21 protein-coding genes are annotated in these 20,578 nt (G+C 66.1%); 11 read left to right on the top strand and 10 right to left on the bottom strand.

Annotation, left to right across the window (positions count from 1 at the left end; genetic code table 11):
* The first annotated feature begins 10 nt into the window (after nucleotides 1-10).
* Complete coding sequence (locus ACE04A_RS21210; RefSeq protein ID WP_485820485.1) at nucleotides 11-1,066, top strand: FUSC family protein; 1,056 nt, start codon at nucleotides 11-13, stop codon at nucleotides 1,064-1,066.
* A gap of 11 nt (nucleotides 1,067-1,077) precedes the next feature.
* Here the strand turns inward: ACE04A_RS21210 and ACE04A_RS21205 are convergent, their stop codons facing one another.
* The 3 genes from ACE04A_RS21205 to ACE04A_RS21195 form a co-directional block, all read right to left on the bottom strand.
* Nucleotides 1,078-3,309: a DUF8189 domain-containing protein gene (locus ACE04A_RS21205; protein ID WP_485820484.1), complete on the bottom strand. Its 2,232-nt coding sequence runs from the start codon at nucleotides 3,307-3,309 to the stop codon at nucleotides 1,078-1,080.
* A gap of 180 nt (nucleotides 3,310-3,489) precedes the next feature.
* The gene (locus ACE04A_RS21200) at nucleotides 3,490-4,197 is read right to left on the bottom strand and encodes a hypothetical protein (RefSeq protein WP_448718002.1); all 708 of its coding nucleotides are present in this window, start codon (nucleotides 4,195-4,197) and stop codon (nucleotides 3,490-3,492) included.
* 11 nt (nucleotides 4,198-4,208) lie between these two features.
* On the bottom strand, nucleotides 4,209-5,936 hold the full coding sequence (locus ACE04A_RS21195) for an alpha/beta hydrolase (RefSeq protein WP_448718003.1): 1,728 nt from the start codon (nucleotides 5,934-5,936) through the stop codon (nucleotides 4,209-4,211).
* A gap of 210 nt (nucleotides 5,937-6,146) precedes the next feature.
* On the opposite strand from ACE04A_RS21195, the gene ACE04A_RS21190 reads away from it, so the two are divergent.
* The 4 genes from ACE04A_RS21190 to ACE04A_RS21175 all read left to right on the top strand — a co-directional run bounded on the left by ACE04A_RS21190 (nucleotide 6,147) and on the right by ACE04A_RS21175 (nucleotide 9,248).
* A complete protein-coding gene (locus tag ACE04A_RS21190; protein ID WP_259249917.1) occupies nucleotides 6,147-6,926 on the top strand; it encodes a class II aldolase/adducin family protein in 780 nt (259 codons plus the stop codon).
* Between the two features lie 80 nt (nucleotides 6,927-7,006).
* Nucleotides 7,007-7,588 (top strand): YceI family protein, encoded by a 582-nt coding sequence (locus tag ACE04A_RS21185; protein ID WP_100854634.1) that lies wholly within the window; start codon nucleotides 7,007-7,009, stop codon nucleotides 7,586-7,588.
* A 156-nt stretch (nucleotides 7,589-7,744) separates the two neighbouring features.
* Nucleotides 7,745-8,002, top strand: coding sequence for a type II toxin-antitoxin system RelB family anti-toxin (gene relB / locus ACE04A_RS21180; protein ID WP_050445445.1), 258 nt, complete (start codon nucleotides 7,745-7,747; stop codon nucleotides 8,000-8,002).
* Nucleotides 7,995-9,248, top strand: coding sequence for a type II toxin-antitoxin system HipA family toxin (locus tag ACE04A_RS21175; protein WP_448718004.1), 1,254 nt, complete (start codon nucleotides 7,995-7,997; stop codon nucleotides 9,246-9,248). Before relB ends, ACE04A_RS21175 begins: the two co-directional genes overlap by 8 nt.
* A gap of 33 nt (nucleotides 9,249-9,281) precedes the next feature.
* On the opposite strand, the gene ACE04A_RS21170 is transcribed toward ACE04A_RS21175, so the two are convergent.
* From ACE04A_RS21170 to ACE04A_RS21160, 3 genes are all read right to left on the bottom strand, one after another.
* On the bottom strand, nucleotides 9,282-9,728 hold the full coding sequence (locus tag ACE04A_RS21170) for an SRPBCC family protein (RefSeq protein WP_100854637.1): 447 nt from the start codon (nucleotides 9,726-9,728) through the stop codon (nucleotides 9,282-9,284).
* 75 nt (nucleotides 9,729-9,803) lie between these two features.
* Nucleotides 9,804-11,378 carry an FAD-dependent monooxygenase gene (locus tag ACE04A_RS21165; protein ID WP_448718006.1) on the bottom strand — a complete coding sequence of 525 codons (1,575 nt, stop codon included), beginning with the start codon at nucleotides 11,376-11,378 and terminating at the stop codon, nucleotides 9,804-9,806.
* Between the two features lie 136 nt (nucleotides 11,379-11,514).
* Complete coding sequence (locus ACE04A_RS21160) at nucleotides 11,515-12,024, bottom strand: DUF1993 domain-containing protein (RefSeq protein ID WP_259249909.1); 510 nt, start codon at nucleotides 12,022-12,024, stop codon at nucleotides 11,515-11,517.
* 208 nt (nucleotides 12,025-12,232) lie between these two features.
* Between ACE04A_RS21160 and ACE04A_RS21155 the strand changes: the two genes are divergently transcribed.
* The 3 genes from ACE04A_RS21155 to ACE04A_RS21145 all read left to right on the top strand — a co-directional run bounded on the left by ACE04A_RS21155 (nucleotide 12,233) and on the right by ACE04A_RS21145 (nucleotide 14,914).
* Nucleotides 12,233-13,111 (top strand): NAD(P)-binding domain-containing protein, encoded by an 879-nt coding sequence (locus tag ACE04A_RS21155; protein ID WP_448718007.1) that lies wholly within the window; start codon nucleotides 12,233-12,235, stop codon nucleotides 13,109-13,111.
* A 134-nt stretch (nucleotides 13,112-13,245) separates the two neighbouring features.
* The gene (locus tag ACE04A_RS21150; protein WP_279996565.1) at nucleotides 13,246-14,214 is read left to right on the top strand and encodes a Bug family tripartite tricarboxylate transporter substrate binding protein; all 969 of its coding nucleotides are present in this window, start codon (nucleotides 13,246-13,248) and stop codon (nucleotides 14,212-14,214) included.
* 31 nt (nucleotides 14,215-14,245) lie between these two features.
* Nucleotides 14,246-14,914 carry an RraA family protein gene (locus ACE04A_RS21145; RefSeq protein ID WP_279996566.1) on the top strand — a complete coding sequence of 223 codons (669 nt, stop codon included), beginning with the start codon at nucleotides 14,246-14,248 and terminating at the stop codon, nucleotides 14,912-14,914.
* A gap of 40 nt (nucleotides 14,915-14,954) precedes the next feature.
* Here ACE04A_RS21145 and ACE04A_RS21140 read toward each other — a convergent pair whose 3' ends face one another.
* From ACE04A_RS21140 to ACE04A_RS21125, 4 genes are all read right to left on the bottom strand, one after another.
* Nucleotides 14,955-15,317 (bottom strand): hypothetical protein, encoded by a 363-nt coding sequence (locus ACE04A_RS21140; protein WP_448718009.1) that lies wholly within the window; start codon nucleotides 15,315-15,317, stop codon nucleotides 14,955-14,957.
* Between the two features lie 107 nt (nucleotides 15,318-15,424).
* The gene (locus tag ACE04A_RS21135; protein ID WP_448718011.1) at nucleotides 15,425-16,081 is read right to left on the bottom strand and encodes a GntR family transcriptional regulator; all 657 of its coding nucleotides are present in this window, start codon (nucleotides 16,079-16,081) and stop codon (nucleotides 15,425-15,427) included.
* A 40-nt stretch (nucleotides 16,082-16,121) separates the two neighbouring features.
* The gene (locus ACE04A_RS21130) at nucleotides 16,122-17,492 is read right to left on the bottom strand and encodes an ATP-binding protein (RefSeq protein ID WP_279996569.1); all 1,371 of its coding nucleotides are present in this window, start codon (nucleotides 17,490-17,492) and stop codon (nucleotides 16,122-16,124) included.
* A complete protein-coding gene (locus ACE04A_RS21125; protein ID WP_259249902.1) occupies nucleotides 17,489-18,157 on the bottom strand; it encodes a response regulator transcription factor in 669 nt (222 codons plus the stop codon). Before ACE04A_RS21125 ends, ACE04A_RS21130 begins: the two co-directional genes overlap by 4 nt.
* A 130-nt stretch (nucleotides 18,158-18,287) precedes the next feature.
* On the opposite strand from ACE04A_RS21125, the gene ACE04A_RS21120 reads away from it, so the two are divergent.
* From ACE04A_RS21120 to ACE04A_RS21110, 3 genes are all read left to right on the top strand, one after another.
* Nucleotides 18,288-19,052, top strand: coding sequence for a MipA/OmpV family protein (locus ACE04A_RS21120; protein ID WP_259249901.1), 765 nt, complete (start codon nucleotides 18,288-18,290; stop codon nucleotides 19,050-19,052).
* 137 nt (nucleotides 19,053-19,189) lie between these two features.
* Complete coding sequence (locus ACE04A_RS21115; protein WP_485820483.1) at nucleotides 19,190-20,182, top strand: Dyp-type peroxidase; 993 nt, start codon at nucleotides 19,190-19,192, stop codon at nucleotides 20,180-20,182.
* A gap of 170 nt (nucleotides 20,183-20,352) precedes the next feature.
* Nucleotides 20,353-20,550 (top strand): hypothetical protein, encoded by a 198-nt coding sequence (locus tag ACE04A_RS21110; protein ID WP_448718013.1) that lies wholly within the window; start codon nucleotides 20,353-20,355, stop codon nucleotides 20,548-20,550.
* Nucleotides 20,551-20,578: the final 28 nt, after the last annotated feature.

The following is a 20,578-nucleotide window of genomic DNA, read 5'->3' as shown; positions in this document are numbered from 1 at the left end:
CCGCGCCCTTATGGGAGAGGACGCATTCCGGCTGCCCATGCAGACCGTGGCGGCTGTGCTGCTCGCTTGTTTATGGATGCGATGGCGCGGCATGCCGGAGATCTCGTGGGGCGCTTTCTCTGCGTTGTTCGTCGTGCGCGCCAGCGTGGAAGGCACCGTGGGCGAGGCATCGGCGCGCATGCTTGGGGCGCTGCTTGGCGTGGTGCTGGGCGTCTCGCTGGTGCTGTTGGCGGACGTATGGGGGGTGAGCGAAACCTGGAGCATCGTGGCTGGTGTCGGCGCCGCCGCGGTGCTGTCGATTCGCTGGCCCATGCTGAGCTACAGCCTGGTTACCGTCACCATACTGACCGTCACGCCCAACGGCGACATCCTGGGCGGAGCCATCGACAAGGGGCTGGCCATCGGCGTGGGTTCGGCCTCGGGCATTCTGGCGGCGGTGGCCGTGCTGCCGCTGTCGGCCCGGCGCAGCGCCCGCCTGAATCAGGCGGCGTCCATCGAGGCCTATGGCGACATGCTGATGGATTGGGCGGCGGCGTTCAACGAGGCGCGCCAGCGTCCACGGTTGCACGAATGGCCCGGCATGGCGCGCTCGCATTCGCGCGCCCGCGACATGGCCTTGCAAGCCTGCTCGTTTCCGTTGGACTTGGTGATCTCGCGCGCCTCGGTTTTCCGGCTGCATGAGTACGTAGAGGGGCTGTGGGGCACGGCGCCGCTTATGGAACGGGCGGGAAGTTTCACCTTGTCCACCCACACCTGCCACCGACTGGGGCCGGCGCTGCACGACGTGGCTGACGCCCTGCGCCAGCGCATCGGCTGCATGGCAAGCGCGCTGCGCAGCGAAGCCTACGCGCGGCCCTGCCCGCTGCCGGACACGGCGCTACAGGCGCTGGACGAGGCCATTGAAGACGCCTTGCGCTGCGCGGAGTGCGACCCGGCCGAGAAACAGGCCATCGGCGTGATCCGCTGGGTTTGGCAGGAAGTGGCCAGGGAAGTGGAAGGGCTGGCCAGTTACCTGTTGGAAGACAGTACAGGGGGCGGGCCGCAAGGGGACGAGACCCCTGCGTGACCGGTATGTGACTACTGCGTGACCGTGGCGGTGCGTGCTGAAGCGCCCGGCAGAGGGGCGCCCGAGGCAGTGGCGCCCTGCTTAGTGGCGCTTGCCGCCATGCCCGTCGACATGGCGCCGCCCGCCGTCGGTGTGGCGGGTCGTGATGCCTGGGTCGGCATGCGTTCCACCGTCAGCGTGCCGGTGTCGCTGCCCGATGGGCGGACCACGACGGTTTGGTTTGCCGCATTCGCGCCCAGATTAGGCAGGTCGGCCGGGCGGGCCGCCATCGTGGCGAAGGGGCCGCCGCCGCTGCCCGGCACACCGTCCAGCGTCAGGCGTTCCGCCCAGGCGCCGTTGCGGCGTGACAGCACTTGATAGCGTTGCGGACCGCCCGCGCTGCGGGCCACGACGTAGACCGTGCCGTCGATGATGTTGAGCGCGGGGGGCGAGGCGGCGTCGGCGTCCAGCTTGATGGGGATGCCGCGTTCGACCAGCCAGAGCGGGCCGCCCGAGCGTTCCAAGAGCGCCAGCATCACGTTGCCGCGCGCGTCGGCCTGGATGGCGGGGCGTCCGATGAAGGGCAGGCCCAGGTCGGTGGGGGCGTTCCAGTCCATGTTCAGGTCGGTGGTGTCACCGGTTTCCACCAGCTTGGTCAGATGGTTGCTGCCACGCTCGCGGAAATAGAGTTCAACGCGGTCTTCCTGGTTGCGGATGGCGGCCAGGCCGCCTGCCGCGACCGGCGCGGTGACGGAGCGCCAGGGCTGCCAGGCGGGTTGCTTGCCGGGGGCGGCCGGCAGTTGGCGGGTGTAGAAAAGCTTGCCCTCGGCGGTGTTGGCGAAGACGACGTAGCGGCCATCCGCCCCACGCGCGGCGGCCGGTGCCCCGGTGGCGCCGTCCAGCGCCGGCAGGGCCTGCCAGGTGCCCCAACTGCCGTCGATGCCGGACGGCGCAATCCAGTGCAGCAGCCCGTCATAGCCCAGCGCCACGGCGGCGGCTTCGCCCCGCGGCGCCACGGCCGGAATCTGCGTCACGCGCAGGCCGCCCAGCGCTTGCCAGCCCTGCCAGGTGCCGTCGTGGCGTTGCTTGTTGGCCCACACGCCGCCCAGCGGGTCGCGCGCCATCAGGCCGGCCGTGCCGTCGGCATGGGCGAACGAGACCACAGGCCCGGTGGTGCGCCCGCCCAGGCTTTGCCAGCGGCGTTGGCCGGAGTCCCAGCGGTTGACGGCGGCATTGGTTTCACCCGCGGCAAACACGACCAGCCCGCCGCGCCCATCCGGGTACAACTGCGGCGCGATGTCCTGGCGCGACACGTAATAGGCGCGTTGCACCCAGGCGGCGGCGGGGCCGGCGGGTTCTTTGCAGCCGCTGGGGCCGGCGCAATAGTGGTAGTCGTTCCAGGCGTAGTGCTGGAAGATCACCGACTTGCTGGCGATTTCGGAGTCGGTCAGGTTGGTGGCGCGTTCCTGGCTGGGGTAGTCGATATAGCCGGTTTCCGCGTAGTTGCCGGGCACGCGCAGCATGGCCTCGCGCGCCAAGCGTGCGCTGGCGATGTGGTCCGGGTGGCCATGGCCCGCGCAGCGCCAGCACAACTGGGTGTAGGGCACGACGATGGTGTCGTCCAGGTGGCGCACGGTGGTGGGCGCATATTGGCGGATCAATTCGGCCAGGGTGTCGACCAACTGTTCGCGCGTGTAAGTCTCGGGATAGGGGCCCAGCGTATCGACGTTCTGGCCGGGCTCGGATTCCGTGCGGCTAAGCGGCGTCAGGCTGCCCCAGCCCTTGCCCAGCCACGGGTCCTTCAGGCGCATGTGCCACAGCTGCACGCGCGGATTGTCCTGCAAGGTGAAGCGCGCAATCTGGCGGCCGGCGGCAATGCCCGAGTCCGCTTTCCAGACGTCGGGCTTATGCGCCATGTAGGCGTAGGCCGCGCGCACGCCGCGTTCCCGGCCCAGCATGTAGGGCTCGCCTTCGCCGGCGTCGCTGGCGGTCAGGTAGATGACGCGCACGCAGCCGCCCGCCTCGACGTTGGAGGCAATGTCGGGGTTCATGAACAGCAGGTCATCATCCAGGTGGGCGACGAAAGCCAGGTCCTTGATGCCGTTGCATTGGGCCAGCGTGGGTGGGGCGGCCTGTGCCGGGGCGCCCGCCAAGGCCATGACCAAGGCGGCAAGGAGAGCGGCGGCGGGGGCGGCAGTGCGGAGGGAGGCAGTGCGGCAAAACGCCCGGCATAGCGGGCGCAGCATGTCCATCAAGGCGGGCATAAAAAGGCGCAGCGAGGGCGCTGCGCGGCAAATAACTTGGGGTTTGAAAAGCCGGGCGGAAACACCGGGTGGGGAAAAGTATAGCGGCGGCGGCTGACACGTAGCCCACGGCGGTGGCATCACCATGAAATGGAAACAGGGGACGTTGCCGGCACGCACATGCGTCACCGAATACGACCCTTACCCCCGCCACTGCCCGCATGCCGGATCAAGCTCGGCGCGCGCGCCATTCACCCAGACCTGCTCGTCATCGCAGCGCGCGGCGGCCTGGGGGGCGATGTCGAAGGTGATGCCCAGCGTTTGCGCCACGGCGGGTGTGTCGATGGGCAGTTCCCAGCTCAGGAACAACAGCGACAAGTCCTGGTCCGCCGGAAAATCGGCTTCATCAAAGCGGCTGCCATTGCGCGGGACCACGGCGTGGGGCTGGCAGGTGTCGAAGACCAGCGCGGTGCCGCGCACCAGAGGGATGCGATGGCCGGGGCCAGGGAAATGCACGTCCAGCCCCTTGTCTTCGCTCAGGAAAAGATTGCAGAAGGCCGCGCCGCCATATTGCCCGCCGTCGTGGTGGTAGCGCGCGCCCCGGCAGGCCATCAAGGCCATGTCGCTGTGCGCCAGCAGGTCTTGCCAGCCCAGCGCGCGCGTCCAGTCCTGCATGGCCTGGACGCAGCGGGCAGCCTCGGGCCAGCGCGCCTGCGTGCGCGCCAGGGGCATCTGCTCGACATCGCCCGCGTCCAGCATCAGGCGGGTCGTGATCTCGCGCTGCCAATCGGCCACGAGACGTGGCGGTGGAACAGGCACATCCAGGGTGGCGGTCAGCACACGCGCGCTGACGCTGCGGCTGCGCAGCGCGGCGCCGCTGCGGAATATTGAAGTCAACAAGTCGGGCATGTCGGGTTGCCTTATCCCCCGCGATTTTCGTACGCCGCTTGCCCGCCGTCGCTGTCGTCCATGGCGGCTTGGGCGCGCGCAATCAGGTGGCGCTTCAGGCTGGCCAGCGCGTCCGGGGCCCAGTCCGGCGCGCCCGTCACGGCCAGCCAGGCGTCCACATAGTGCTGCGGCGCGTAGACGTGGCCAAAGCCGATGGGCGTCTCGGTGCTGACGGACATGTCCAGCGCCAGTTGCAGCATGGTCACCACCGGCACCCAGCGTAGTTCAGGCGACACGTCGGGGCCGAAGGGCGGGTACATCCAGGCGGGGCGGCGGTACAGGTCGCGGAAGTCGAAGAAGGTGATGGCGTCGCTGGCGTATTGCAGGAACACGATGCGCATCGGTCCCCAAGGCGTGTCGGCCGGTACGGGCGAGCCGTGCTGGTTCATGAAGCGCACGAACGCGCCGTCACGAAATTCCGGCAGCCAGGCGGGCGACCCGGGGTTGCGGGCGTCGGTAATGTGGCGCCACACGCGGCTTTCAAAGGGCGGACCGCTCCAGAGCGCGCCCTGGATGGGGTCGCCGATCATCTCGAAAAGCTCGGCCGAGCGCGCGGAATTCATGGCGCCCAGGCTCAAGCCATGCAGGTACAGCTTGGGCCGGCTGGCCTTGGGCAGGGTGGTCCAGTAGCCGTAGACCTCGGCGAACAGCGCGCGCGCCGCCTCCGACCCGTATTCGGGCTGGGCCAATAGCGACAGCGGGCTGGACAGGTAGGAATACTGCAAGGCCACGCTGGCCACGTCGCCATGCAGCAGGTATTCCAGCGAGTCCATCGCGGCGGGGTCGATCCAACCCGTGCCGGTGGGCGTCACCACCACCAGCGTGGATCGCTCGAAAGCGCCCACCCGTTTCATTTCCGCCAGCGCCAGCTTGGCGCGGGCCGCGGGCGAGTCGGCGCCGGGCAGGCCCACGTAGACGCGAATCGGTTCCAGGGCGTCACGCCCGGTCTGCGCGCGGATCTCGTCAGCGCTGGGGCCCGAGGCGATGAATTCCCGGCCGGCCCGGCCCAGTTGCTGCCAACTGATCAGAGACTCGGGTCCGCCTGTCTTGCCCGGTGCGGTGGGCTGGGGGCGATCGGGTTCCAGCAGCGCGTCAAACTCACGAAACGACGCATCCAGCACGTGCAGCGCCGCGCGAAACAGCACGTTATTGGCCAGCGACCAGAAGATCACGATGGCAATGACCGCGCCCGCCACGTTGGCCACGCGCCGGGGCACCACGCGGCGCACCTGAGCGGCCAGCGCGCGCGTCACTAGCTTGAATAGCCGGCCCAGCCCCAGCAGCACGGCAAAGGTCAGCAAGGCGATCGCGCTGACTTTGAAGGGGTGCGCGCTGGTCACGGGCTCCATGTCCATCAGCGCGCGAATGGTGTTCTGCCAATGGGCCGCGCGCCACAGGAACAGCACCAGCACGGCCAGGCAAGCCACCGTGATCGCCGCGTTGATGATGCGCGCCGCGCGGCCCCGGGGTTCGGGCAGTTCCAGATACGCCCACAGCCAATGCCACAACACGCCCAGCCCATAACCCGCCGCAAGGCAGGCGCCCGCCAGCACGCCCTGAGTCAGGTGGGTGCGGGGAACCAGCGTGGGGGTGAGCGAAGCCGCGAAGAACAGGGTGCCCAGCAGCAGGCCTACGCCAGACAGCGATTCCAGGTGCGACTGGAAAAATGCCGGCAGGCGGCGGTGGGGGCCTTGGGGCATGGCGGGTCTCCGGGCGAGGGGGCGGCCTTTATTATGCAAGCGAAAAGCCCGGCGGCAGGGCGGATGGTGGGCACTAGCCAGGAAAATTGTTTGCATCAGACGGACGACGATGCCTCGGCCCCGATGCCGAATCGATTCAAAACTAATACAGTGTTCAGCGGACCCGTGGCGCCATCGCCACGAAGACTCACAATGAAAACAGGAGACGGGATGGATACGGTAAGCAAGCAAGGCAACAGCGTGGGCGCCAGCGTGCGCGAACAGGTCAGCGCAACGGAATGGCAGGTGCGCACCGACCTGGCGGCCTTGTACCGGCTGGTGGCGCTATTCGGGTGGGACGACCTGATCTTCACGCACATCACCGCCAAGGTGCCCGGCACCGAGCATTTCTTGATCAACCCCTACGGCATGATGTTCGACGAGATCACCGCGTCCAGCCTGGTCAAGATCGACCTGCACGGCAACAAGGTGATGGATTCGGAATACGACATCAACCCCGCCGGCTTCACCATCCATAGCTGTATCCATGCAGCCCGCAAGGACGCGATGTGCGTGCTGCACACGCATTCCATCAACGGCGTGGCCGTGTCCGCGCAGAAGGCGGGCTTGCTGCCCTTGTCGCAGTTCGCCTTCATTGCGCTGCGTTCGCTGAGCTATCACGACTACGAAGGCCTGGCGCTGAACCCCGAAGAGCAACCGCGCCTGGTGCACGACCTGGGCAGCAACAACTACCTGATCCTGCGCAACCACGGCCTGTTGACCGTGGGCCAGACCATGGCCGAAGCCTTCCAGGCCATGCACCGCCTGGAAGCCGCCTGCATGGCGCAAGTGCGGGCGCAGGCGGGGGGCGGCGAATTGGTCTTCATCCCGCCCGAGGTACTGGCGCGCGCCGCCGTCGAATCCCCCGCCGACCGCGCCTACAAGGCGTCGCTGGCCTGGCCGGGCCTGCTGCGCCGGCTGGACCGCCGGAACCCTGGCTACGCGGAATAGTCTGTCTGATTCGCAGTCCGTGCAAAGGCCCCACCCGCGCACGGGCTTGTTCACCGGTGTATTCACCACAAGGAGACTTGATGAAGCTGATCCCGACCCTGCTGGGCGCAAGCGCGCTGGCCCTGTCGCTGTCCGCCGCCGCCGCGCCGGTCACCTACGACATCGACCCCTCGCACACCTATCCCAGCTTCGAAGCCGATCACTTCGGCGGCCTGTCCACGTGGCGCGGCAAATTCAATAAGTCGCAGGGCGTGGTGGTGCTGGACCGCCAGGCCCGCACCGGCACCGTGGAAGTCACCGTGGACATCAATTCAGTGGACTTCGGCCACGATGAAATGAACAAGCACGCGGTCGCGCCCGACATCTTCGACGCCGCCCGCTACCCCACCGCCACGTTCAAGGGCACCTTCACCAAGTTCGACGGCGACCGCCCCGAAGAAGCCACCGGTGACCTGACGCTGCGCGGCGTCACGCGCCGGGTGAAGCTGGACATCGACGACTTCAAGTGCATCAACCATCCCATGGAAAAGCGCGAGGTCTGCGGCGCCGACGTGTCCACGGAATTCAACCGCAAGGACTTCGGCCTGGACTTCGGGCTGGACATGGGCTTCAAGCCGGAAGTGGAATTGAAGATCCAGGTTGAGGCGGGGCGGCGGAAGTAGGGGCGGGTAGTCGCCCGCCATAACGGGTAAATATGTACGAAATATCAGACATTTAATTAAAAAAACATAAAAAAGTCTGTTTTATCGTACATTTTTACCCTCACTAGGTGTACGGTATAGCCATCATCCGGCCGCTACGGCCCAGGAATGTCGTTTATGCCGTACTTTTCCACCGCCGTTTTCCCCGCGCAGTTCGGCGCGAATTTTCAGCGGGAACGCAAGCAGCGCAAGCTCAGCCAGGCTGCGCTAGCCGAGCGCGCGGGTGTGCCGCGCCAACTCATCATTCAGATCGAGAAAGGCGAAAACGTCGGCCTGCATGCCATCATGCGAGCGCTTGCTGCCCTGAACATGGGGCTACGCATCGACACTGCGGGCATCAACTACGACGACGTGGAGCGCCTGGACGATGAGTAAGGCCGACAAGATCAAGCGTTTGGAGATCAGCACCCCGCAAGGCGAGTCGGGCTTGCTGGAAAAAGAATCCAGATTCGTCTTCAACTACACCCACCCCGAGCAGGACCGCGAGGTGTCGTTGATCATGCCGCATCGCGCCGAAAGCTACGCCGACACCGCATTGCCGCCCATTTTTGCGATGAACCGCCCCGAGGGCTATCTGTACGAAAAACTCTGGGAGCGCTTTGGCAAAGCGGTCACGCTGGACGATATGCGCTTGCTGGCGCTGACGGGCAGCAACCAGATCGGCAGATTGCGATACCGCGAACCCGGGCGCGAGATGCCGCCGCTGCGCCCCGAGGTCGGGTTGTCGACGCTATTGGCCAGCGGGGCCAGCGTTGAACTCTTCGACCATTTGGTCAGCGCTTATCTCACGTCCGGAATCTCCGGCTTCCAGCCCAAAGTCCTGATGCCGGATGCGGAGGGCGTGGCGGGACAGGCCATCATCGACAAGTCGACCACGTTCACGCCTGATCTCATCGTGAAAGCCGCCGGTGAAGACTATGCCTTTCTGGCGCAGAACGAGTTCCTGTGTATGAGCGCCGCGAAAAAAGCGGGCATTCGGGTGCCGGACTTCTGGCTGTCGGATGACGGGTCGCTATTTGTGATGCGCCGCTTTGACCTGGATGGCGGCCAGCAACTGGGGTTTGAAGACATGGCGGTGCTGTTGCGCAAGACCGCCCGCGAAAAGTACCTGAGCTCTTACGAGACGATTGCGCAACTGATCGGCTTGTTGTGCGGCGCGAACCGCAACGAAAGCCTTGCCCGCTTTTTCGACTACGTGACGCTATCGGTCCTGGTGCGCAACGGGGACGCGCATCTGAAGAATTTCGGCCTGCTGTATCGCCACCCGGGCGCTGCGCCCGCCGCCTTGGCGCCGTTGTTCGACGTCGTGACCACCAGCGTGTACGACTTTGAAGACCCGCAATCCGGGCGCATTCTGTCGGATCGCACCTTGGCGCTGAAGCTGAACAAGAAAAGGGAATATCCGACCCGTAAGGCGCTGCTGCAGTTTGGCCGCACGGTGTGCGGCGTCGCGCAGCCGGAAGCCGTCATCGACCGAATCGCCACCGCCATGCAAGAGGTGCTGCACGACGAAAAACATCGTGTCGACGGCGACTTCCTGGGTCGGATGCGCAAAGAGTGGGAAGGGGGCTGCGATGCGGTACGGCCGGCCATGGTGTTCCAGGGCGGCCGCGGGTCATAGCGCGTTGCGGTTCCCCTTCCGGGGTCTTGGGGCTTATTCCGACACGTCCGGTTCCACCAGTGTCGCCAACTGCATCAGCGATTCCTGCCAGCCCAGGTAGCACATTTCGGTGGGAATAGCGGCGGGGATGCCGCTTTGCTCGATGGCGATTTCGGTGCCGCAGCTGACCTTGCGCAAGGTCACCGTGGTGATCATTTCGCCGGGCATGTTGGGGTCGTCGAAGCGGTCGGAATAGCGCAGCTTTTCCGAGGGAACCAGCTCCAGGTATTCGCCGCCGAAGGCGTGGATCTGGTTCGACCCGAAATTGCGGAATGACATCTTGTAGATGCCGCCCACCTTGGCGTCCAGTTGATGGACCTGGCAGACAAAGCCGTAGGGGGGCAGCCATTTGGCGACGGCGTCGGCCTCAAGGAAGGCGCGGTACACGCGGTCGGGGGTGGCGCGCAGAACGCGGTGGAAAGTTACGGTGCCGGTAGTCATGGTGTGTTCGCCTTTGAAGTGAGTGGGTCGTACTGATACGACGAACAGACGACACCAGAATCGACATCGATTCGATCAGGGAAAACCCGGGCTGCGTAATCTGTCCACGTAAGCCGACAAGGCTTCTGCATGGGCGTTGTCGGCGCGCAGGCCGACGTGGCCGTCCGCGCGCACCACCAGCAGCACCATGCGGTTCACGTCCAGCAGCTCGGCGGCTTCAGGCGCCAGGTAGGCGTCCACGCCGGACACCTCGGCGTTGGCCGTCAAGGCGACCACGATTTCGATGATGGCGCCGTCCGACAGCGGCGCCATGTCGCGCCGCGTTTGCGCCAGTTCTTCCTGCGGGGTGGCGCTGCCCCCGATCAGCAGCGCGGTGTGGCCCAGGCGCTTGGCGTAGTCATGCAGCTTGCCCGCGCCGCCCGTCGCGTATTCGATGGATAGATGGTCGGGCAGGCGCTGCCCGGGCCAGACGGCGTGCCGGGCCTCGCCCATGACGATGGGGGAATCGGCGTAATCAATGTCCAGCTCGGCTTCGGCCACGGCTTCGTGATGGCGCGTGGCCGGGTCGGCCAAGGCGCCGCGGATGGCGGCGTCGCGCTCCTGCCGGGCGGCGGGGTCCGACATCATCTGGGCGCTTTCGGCGGCATCGCCGGAGGCCATGACGTGGTCAGCCACCGGCCGCCGTTCGGCGTGATAGCTGTCGAGCAAGGCGTCCGGGCAATGTCCCTGGCAGACCAGCGCCAGCTTCCAGCCCAGGTTGTAGGCGTCTTGCAGGCCGCTGTTCATGCCGTGGCCCTGCGCGGGGCTGCACGTGTGCGCGGCGTCGCCCGCCAGCAGGATGCGGCCATGGCGAAAGCGCTGCGCCACCTTGGTGTGGCAGTCAAAGCGTGTGGGATGCGTTACGTCTTCAAAGCGTGCGTCGGGCAGGTAGCCCTGCAAGGTGGCCAGCGCGTCGGCCACCAGGTCCGATTGTGGCGAGCTGGGCCGCAGATACACCCGCCAGCGGCGCCCCGGCAGGGCGGTAAGTATCACGGGCGTGGGATCCAGATAGGCGTAGTTGGCCTCGAACGAATCCGGCCAGCCGCTGATGGCGGCGTCAAACACGGCCCAGGGCTGATGGATGTCGTGGCCGTCTTGCCCGATGCCCATCAAGCCGCGCACGGTGCTGTGATGCCCGTCGCAGCCCACCACCCACTGCGCGACGACCTCGGACTGGATGCCGGCGTGTTCCAGCGTGGCCAGCACGCCGTCGGGGCGCTCTTGCAAGCCGACCAGCGTGGTGGCGCGCGTGACGCTGCCGCCCAGCGCCTGCAGATGCTCGGTCAGGAGGGACTCGGTGACTTCTTCCGAGATGCCGATATTGAAGGGGTAGCGGCTGCCGCAAAGCGCCAGATCGATGTCGCCCAGCACTTGGCCGGCGGCATGGATGCGCGCGCGCCGTTGCTTGACGCCAGCCGCCAGCAGCGGCGCGGCGAGGCCCAGCGCATCCAGGATTTCGATAGAGCGAGGGTGGACCACGGTGGCGCGGTCCCAATCCAGCGGGCGCTCGTGCGCGTCGATCAGCAGGCAGTCAACGCCGCGCCGTTGCAGCTCGGCGGCGGTGAGCAAGCCGGCGGGGCCTGCACCCACTATCAGAACGGTTGTCGCCATCATCCGGGCTCTCCTGTCGGGGCCTGCCTGCATCACGCAACGTTGCGTCACGCGAACTTAGTGCAGGCCAAGGGAAAGCGTCAACGATGTCGGCCCCCGCCTGACGGGCGAGGGCGGGCTTACCGGTTAAACCAACTTAGTACGTACCCATGTAATCGCGCTTGCCGACTTCGATGCCGTTGTGGCGCAGGATCGCGTAGGACGTGGTGACGTGGAAGAAGAACTGCGGCAGGCCGTAGTGCAGCAGGTAGGCGCTGCCCGACAGCTTCTTTTCCTTGGGCGTGCCCGGACGCAGCACGATTTCCAGCGAGGCGCTTTGCGCGAATTGTTCCGGCGTGAACGCGCCCACGTGCGCCAGCGTCTTGGCGATCAAGGCTTGCAGGTCGGCAAACGTGGCCTCGCCCTCGGGCCAGGACGGCACTTCGGTGCTGGTCAGGCGCGACGTGATGCCACGGGCGAAGTCGGTGGCGATCTGCACCTGGCGCGACAGCGGGAACATGTCCGGGTACAGACGCGCGCCCAGGTAGGCGGCCGCGTCGATGTTCTTGGCGGTGGCGTGCGCTTCGGCCTTCTTCAGCACGTCGGACAGGGCGGACAGCATCTGTTTGATGACGGGAACGGAGGCGTCGTACAGGGGGTGGGTCATGGGGATTGTCTCGCTTGAATAAGGGAAGGCGGGCACGGCAGGGAGCCGCGCGGCTGGGGCAAGACTACCAGCAATTGCCTACCCCCGTGCTGGCGCCCATTTTGTACTTTTAATGTATCTACGTATAGCAAAACCAAGGGTTTGCCCGGGGTATATTCCCGCCTTTTTCCTGCGCTATAACGCTTTATGTATTTTTAATGTATTTACGATGATGAAAATTGCGCTGATTGGTTGTGGGGAAGTGGGCAGTTGCTATGCCGAGGCCTGGCTGGCGGGCGGACATCGGATCGTGGGCATCTGCGAATTGCGGCAAGACGCCCAGATGCAGGCGCGCGCGCAGTCGTTCGGCAGCGCGCTGTACGCGGAACCGGGCGCCTGGCTGCAAGAGGCGGACATGGTGGTCTCGGCCGTGTTCGGGCACGCCGCGCTTGAGGTCGCCAGGCAGGCTCTGCCGCATCTGCGCCAGGACGCAGCCTATGCCGACTTCACCACCGCCAGCGCGGCGGACATGCGCGCGGCGGCCGACGTTGCCGCGTCGGCGGGTATTCCTTTCACCGACGTGGCCATCATGGGCGCCATCGCGCTGCTGGGCGCACGCACGCCCTTGCTCTGCGCCGGAACGGGGGCGGAAGCGGTCGTGGCGTTCACCGCCGGATGCGGCGCGCCGGCCCAGGCCATCGCCGGGCAGGCGGGCGATGCGGTTCGCCTGAAGCTGTTGCGCAGCATCATGACCAAGGGCATGGAAAGCCTGGCCGTCGAATGCATGGTCGCCGCTGAAAGCATGGGCCTGCGGGCTTCCTTGTACGAGGTGTTGTCCGACATGGACCGCACGCCGCTCACCACCTTTGTGGATTCCTTCGTGCGTTCGCACGTGCTACACGCGCCGCGCCGCCTGGCCGAAGTGCGCGAGGCCCGTGAACAGTTGGTGGAAGCGGGCTTGCAGCCCTTGGTGCTGGACGGCGTGGAACGCCTTTTCGCGCGTACCACGCAGGGCATCGAAGCGGCGCGCGAGGCCGGCACGTTCAACGTGCCGGATTCCGTCGAAGCGCGGCTGGCCTGGCTGACGCCGCTTGCGCGGACGTCCTGATCGGGGCTGCTGTTCCGGGCTTCTGACCCGCGCTTTTAACCCGCGCCGCCCACGCGGCGCGATCGATCCAAGATTCAAGGACCGGCCCCAAAGAGGGCCGCCCGAACCATCCATACAAAATAGTGAGGAAGACAATGACGTCCCTGAAAAAACTGCTGGTGGCCACCACGCTGCTCGTTTCGTCGGCCGCGGCCGGCGCCGCCGACATGGGCTCCGCCCCGATCACGCTGATCTCCCCCTTCCCGCCCGGCGGCGGCACCGACACGCTGACCCGCATGATCGGCACGGCCATCGCGCAGGACACCGGCTGGAACATCGTGGTGGAAAACAAGCCGGGCGCGGGTGGCAACCTGGCGCTGGACGCCACCGCGCGTGCCAAGCCGGACGGCCACACGCTGGTCATGGCGCAGACGGACAACATCGTGCTGAACCCGTGGCTCTACAACAAGCTCAGCTACGACACCTTCAAGGACTTCAAGCCGGTGGGCCTGGTGGCGTCGTCACCCAGCGTGTTCGTGGTGGTGCCCGATTCGCCGTACAAGACGCTGGATGACGTGGTGAAGGCCGCCAAGGCGCGCCCCGGCCAGGTGTCGCTGGGCATTCCCGGCATCGGCGGCAGCGGTGATTTGATCGGCCATCTGTGGCGCAAGGCGGCCGGCATGGAACTGATGCACGTGCCGTATCGCGGCTGGTCGCAAGCGTTTCCCGATCTGGCCAGCGGCCGCATCGACCTCTACACGGGTTCCGTCGCATCGCTGTTGCCGCAGATCCGTGGCGGCAAGGTGCGCGCGCTGGCCGTGGTGGCGGACGCGCGTTCGCCCGCCTTGCCCGATGTGCCCACCTTTGCTGAAAGCGGCTTCAAGTCCATCAACCAGACCATCTGGTGGGGGCTGATGGCGCCGGGCAAGACGCCCGACGATGTGGTGGCCACGCTGAACAAGGCGCTGAACGCATCGCAGGCCAAGCCGGAGCTGGTGAAGAAGCTGGAGGACGCCGGCTACAGCGTCATGGCCGGCACGCCTGCCGACCTGGCCAAGCGCCATCGCGCCGATCACGACGTGTTCGGCAAGGTCGTGCAGGAAGCCGGCATTCCGAAGCAATGACCCCCCACATCGACAGCAACAGGAGCACCCCATGATCGGCTTTGACATCCACCCGCGCGCGCGTGCGGTCAGCAGCGAAGTGGTAGAGAAATTCCGCCCCATTCCGGTCGCCAACATCAGCGATTGCATGTGGCGCATGACGGCGGGCGGGGCGCGGCTGCGCCCCATGCACGACGGCACTGTGCTGGCGGGCCCCGCGCTGACGGTGCGCACGCGTCCCGGCGACAACCTGCTGGTGCACAAGGCGCTGGAACTGGCCCAGCCGGGCGACGTGGTGGTGGTGGATGCGGGCGGTGACCTCACCAACGCCATCATCGGTGAAATCATGACGACCTACGCGCAAACGCGCGGCCTGGCCGGCATTGTGATCAACGGCGCCATCCGCGATTGCGGCGCCATTCGCCGGGGTTCGTTGCCGGTGTACGCGGCGGGCGTCACGCATCGCGGCCCCTACAAGGACGGCCCGGGCGAGATCAATACGGTGATTGCGCTGGACGGCATGACGATCACGCCGGGCGACCTGATCCTGGGCGATGAAGACGGCCTGCTGTGCGTGCCGTATGAGCAGGTGGACGCGATCTATGCAGCGGCAACGGCCAAGATGGAAGTGGAAGCGCGAATGATGGCGCAGATTGCCGCCGGCACGTTGGACACCTCGTGGATCGACGCGCGGATGAAGGCGCAGGGCTGGAAGCCGTAAGCGCTGGGCTCTGATCAATAAGCGGGTGAAGGCCTGGGCTTCAGTCCCGCTTCAGCCCCAACCGGCGCAGCAGCCGGTCCATCACCGTGGCGCCGTAGGCCCACGACAGCACCGCCAGCACCAGCATCGCCACCGTGAAGTAGGCGCGCGCGGCCAGCGGCACTGGATTGTGTTCGGCAATGCTGCGCAGCGGTTCAATCCCCGTGAAATCGCTGGCGGCCAGCGCGCTGAACAACAGCGCCAGCACCGGCCCCGTGAAGCGCGGAGGCTCGCCGCGCGTGGTCGGGTCGCCTTGTGACGCCCACTGCGCCAGCCGGAACAACTGCACCACGATGGTCACAAGCGGAATGGCCACGGCAAGCAGCAGCACGAACAGGGCAACAAGAATCTGGGGCGAATACATAGAGGACTTCAGGAAAGGAGTCGGCGCAAAGCAATTGCCTTAATGCGCGGAAGACGAAGACGAAGACGAAGACGAAGACGTGAACTACGAGAAATACGTGGACACGACTAAGCGTCCGTCGGCGGCTTGCGCTGGCTGCGAAACAGCAGGTGCGTGGCCGTCAGGTGAAACCGCATGGCAATCTCGGCGCAAGCCGCGTCCCGCGCGCGCAAGGCCGCGATGATCTGCCGGTGGTGTTCCACGCTGCGCAGCATATCGTCCTGCGTGTAGAAGTAGAACGAGCCGATGATGATCGGCATGTCCAGCAGGTTCTCCACCATGTTGCGCACGCGCGCGGACTGCGCCGCGTCCAGCAACGCATGGTGGAAAAGGTTGTTGCAGTGCTGCACGCGCGCCACCTTGTCGGCGTCGTCAGACAGCACTGCGTCCAGCATGCGCTGGTTGATCTCTTCCAGCTGGTCGATCTGTTCGGGCGTGGCGCGTTCGGCGGCGCTGCGCGCGGCGTAGGGCTCCAGCAGCAAGCGCAGTTCGAACGCTTCGTTGATGTCGCGGTCCACCCAGCCCAGCACCTCGGCGCCGCGCCGGCCTTCGCGTTTGACCAGGCCATCGGCAACCAGCCGTTCGATGGCGCTGCGCACCGGTGTGCGGCTGACGGCAAGCTCGGCCGCGATGTGTTCTTCGCGCAGCCGTTCGCCGGGCAGGAACACGCCCGACATCAGCCGGCGGCGAAGTTCCGCATAGACAAGATCGCGGGCGCTGGTCATGGTGGCGCGGGTTTCCTGGGGGGCGGCAAAGAGTTCCAGACTATACCCGAAGGGGCGGGTGAATCTGGGCGAAATGAATGGTGATTCCGACGCCGCGGCCGTCCAGTCCCGGGCCCCATTCCACCCGTGCGCCATGGCACGCCGCAATCTGCGCCACCAACGACAACCCGATGCCGCTGCCACGCTCGGTGGCGCCGGGCATGCGGTAGAAACGGTCGAACACGCGCTCGCGTTCGGCGACGGCAATGCCGGGTCCGTTGTCCGCCACGGTCAGGTGGGCGCCGCCTTGCGGCAGGGGGCCGCAGCCGACTTTCACGCAGCCGCCTTCGGGTGTGTAGCGCAGGGCGTTGTCCAGCAGGTTGCGCACCAGCACCCCCAGCGCGTCGACATTGCCGGGCAGAGTGGTGGCGTGGGTGTCCAGGATGATGCGTTGCTGCTTGGTGGTGGCCAGCACTTCGCTGTCGCGCGCAATCATTTCCACCAGGTGATCCAGCGGCACGGGCTCGATCTCGCCTTCGCCCTGCGCTTGCATGCGCGCCTGTTCCAGCAACTGTTCAGCCAGCCGCGACGTGCGCAACGCCACGTTGCGCAGTTGTTCCACCGCCTGGCCGCGCGCCTGCTCGCTGTCGCTGCGCAAGGCCAGGTCGGCATAGGCGCTTAGCGCCGCCAGCGGCGTGCGCAGTTCGTGCGCGGCGTCGGCCAGAAAGCGCCGTTCCCGGTCCAACGATGCCGACAGGCGTTCCAGCAAGCCGTTGATGGCGCCGATGAATGGCCGCAGTTCGCCCGGCATGCCCGAGGTGGGCACCGGGGTCAGGTCCATGCCGGTGCGGTTCACGATGGCGTCTCGCGCACGGTCCACGGGGCGGAAGGCGCGGCGTATCACCAGCCACGTCAGACCCGTCAGCGTGAGGAAAAGCGCGCTGAAGAACCACAGCCCGTTCCACATGCGCGTCACGGTGTCGTGCTGCACTTGATCGATCGACTTGGCGAACTGAACCTGCACCAGCCCGTCTGCATCCGACAAGGCATAGACGCGCCAGGATTCGCCGCGCACCGTGACGTCCTGGAAACTGTCTTGAAAGCTTGGCACCATGGGGGCATCGGGCGCGGTCGGCGAGCGCACGATCAGCCGCTTGTCGGCCAAGGACCAGACCTGGAAGTTCGAGGTTTCCCCGTCGAAACGGGACGACGCCGGCAACTCAAAACGGTCTTCTTCGTGCAAGGGCTCGGCTTGCAGCAGGCTGGTGGGCAAGGACAGCAGCACCTTTTGCGCGCCGTAGCGCACGCTTTGGTCCAGCATGCCGGTTTCGGCGCGCGTCTGCTGCACATAGACCAGCAAGACCGCAATCAGCCACGTGGCCAGCACGGCCAGCAGCAGGGTGATGGCAAGCCGTCGGCGCAGCGTCGTCATGGCGTCGCGCCCGCCACCATGCGGTAGCCCAGGCCGTGCTGCGTTTCGATCAGCCCGTCGCCCAGCTTGCGCCGCAATTGATGGATGTACACCGCCACGGTGTTGCTTTCGATGGTGCCGCTGCTGCCATAGACCGCCAATTCCAATTGGTCGCGGCTGACGGTGTGGCCCATGCGCTGCATCAGCGCCAATAGCGTGTGATATTCATGCGCGCTCAGGCTGACTTCCTGGCCACCTCGCTTGACGACGCGCCCCGCGGGTTCCAGCACCACGTCGCGGCAACGCAGCGCCGACACCACGCTGTTGCTGCTGCGCCGAAGCACGGCGCGCAGGCGGGCCAGCAATTCGTCCAGTTGAAAGGGCTTGACCAGGTAATCGTCGGCGCCCGCGTCCAGCCCCTGAATGCGTTCGCTGAGTCGGTCGCGCGCGGTGATGATCAATACGGGGGTAGTGTCGAACCGGCCGCGCAGCGTCTTCAACAGCGTCAGCCCGCTGCCGGCGGGCAAGCCCAGGTCCAGCAGCACGGCGTGATAGCCGTGATCCACCAACGCCAGTTGCGCCTCGGGCAAGGTGCGTGCCCAGTTCACGTCGGCCCCGTCTTCGGCCAGGCCCGCACGCAAGGCATCGCCCAGCATGGGATCGTCTTCGACAAGCAGGATACGCACGCACACTCCAGAGCGCCGCCAGGCACGGCGCGGCGGGGTCTTAAAGAAATATTAAAAGTTGATCAGGACAATGCAGGCCAATCCCGGGGCGCTTGCCCACGGCCACTGTCATGAACGAAAGGAAGCCCTGATGCGGATGGGTATAGTAGCAAGAGGCCTGATGGCCGGCGCGGTGTTTGGCGGCGCCGGCGCCGCGCAGGCGCAGGCCACGAACGGCATAGGATTAGGGGTCGGAGCCATTCCGGTCTATGAAGGGTCCAGCGAGTATCGCGCGCTGCCCGTGCCGCTCATCAACTACCATTCCGGCAATTTTTTCATCACGCCCCGCATGGGCCTGCCCGCCATGGGCTTGAAGACGTCGTTGGCGCCTGATCTTGACGCAGGCGTGTTCGTGGGCTTGAGCCTGGGGCGCAAGGCCGACGACGCCGATCGCACCAAGGGCCTGGACGACATCAAGTTCCACGGCGCCTACGGGGCCTATGTGGAATGGCGGCCCGGCCGCTACTCGCTGGGCGCGGGCTACAAGCAGGCAGCGCGCAGCGGCTATGGCGGCACGATGGAACTGCGCGCGTCCTACGCGGCGCTCAAGACCGAACAGCATACGGTGCAGGTGGGCGTCAGCACGGAATGGGCCAACCATGACGCCATGCAGACCTGGTTCGGCGTGACCTCGTCGCAAGCCGCCCGCAGCCGCGAAGGCCTGTCGACGTACTCGCCGTCGTCCGGCTTCAAGTCGGCGGCGCTGTACACCACCTGGTCTTATCGCATCAACCCAAGCTGGAGCACGGTGTCCACCATTGGCGTCAACACGCTGCTGGGCGACGCGCGCGACAGCCCGCTGACCGAACGCAAGACCAACGTGTTCGGCTCGGTGGGGGTGATGTACCGCTTCTAGGGCGCGCGCCGAAGGGCAAGAAAACAGCGGGCCGCGCAGCGATACATCGTTCAACGGCGCGTTCAATCATTCAAGAAGGCGTAGGGGCAGCCGGATACAATTTCGGCGGTGTTCCCCTCGCCTTCTTGAGTCCTCCCATGCCCGACTTTCCGCCCGAATCCCAAGCCGTCCACAGCCCCACGACGCGCCACGCCATCTTTATCGTGGCCACGATCAACCCCGGCGCCGCCGCCGCCGCCACCGTGCGGGCCTGGTGCGAAGACGTCGCGGCCCGTGTGCGTACCGTCAACACGCGCTCGCCCTTGGAAAACCTGTCCTGTGTGTGCGCGTTCGGCTCTGACGCCTGGGACGCCTTGTTCGGGCAGCCACGCCCGGCCAACTTGCACCCGTTCCGTGTCTTCGGTGACGGCGAGCGCGTGGCCGTGTCGACCCCGGGCGACATCCTGCTGCATATCCGCGCCGACGCCATGGACCTGTGCTTTGAAGTCGCAACCTTGTTGATGGACGGCCTGGGCGACGCGGTGACGGTGGTGGATGAAGTGCACGGCTTTCGCTACTTCGATCGCCGCGCCATCATCGGTTTTGTCGACGGCACCGAAAACCCCGAAGGGCGCGAAGCCGTGCATTTCACCGTCATCGGCGATGAAGACGCCGAGTTCGCGGGCGGCAGCTACGTGCTGGTGCAGAAGTACCTGCACGACATGGCCGCATGGAATGCGTTGACCGTGGAAAGCCAGGAAGGCGTCATCGGGCGGCACAAGCTGTCCAACGTGGAACTGGACGACGACATCAAGCCGGCGTCTTCCCACAGCGCCTTGACCACGCTGGAAGAAAACGGCGAAGAAATCAAGATCCTGCGTGACAACATGCCATTCGGCCGGGCAGGCATGGGCGAATTCGGCACGTATTTCATCGGCTACGCGCGTTCGCCCGCGCCGATCGAGCAGATGCTGGAAAACATGTTCGTGGGCCGTCCGGCGGGCAACTACGACCGCTTGCTGGACTACAGCCGAGCCGTGACGGGCGGGCTGTTCTTCGTACCGTCGGCGGATCTGCTGGAGGAACTGGCGTCGCGCCCCGCCGTGGCGGCCGTGGCGCAGGACGATGCGGCGCCCGCCATCTACGACTAAAGACCGATGCGCCGCCCACGGCCCGCTGCTACTGTCCGGCCGGAGCAGATCGGCGTTCGCCGGACACGGCGTATTCCGTTTGCATCCTGAGGCGGCAGGCGCCGTGCGGACGCTGCTGCTCGGCCGATGCTGACGCGGTTTTCTTCGTCAGCAAGCAGCAGGAGAATCGCATGAAACAAACCAAGCACACGGATCAATCCGGCCAGGCGCGGGACATACAAGTCCAGCCCTTGACCGAACAAGAGATCCAGCAGGTCAGTGGTGGCCATGGTCCGAACCGCTTTATGGGGGTTTCGCTGACCCCACGCGGTGTCGGCGCACCGGCCTCCCAGGGCATGACGTCGGGCAAGACCTTCCACGCCCGCTGATGCCGATTTGCGCGGCGATGTCATCGCC

This window comes from Achromobacter colocynthidis, from assembly GCF_057334535.1.
Note: the sequence above shows the minus strand (reverse complement) of the source record. Positions and strands in the feature narration are given on the sequence as shown.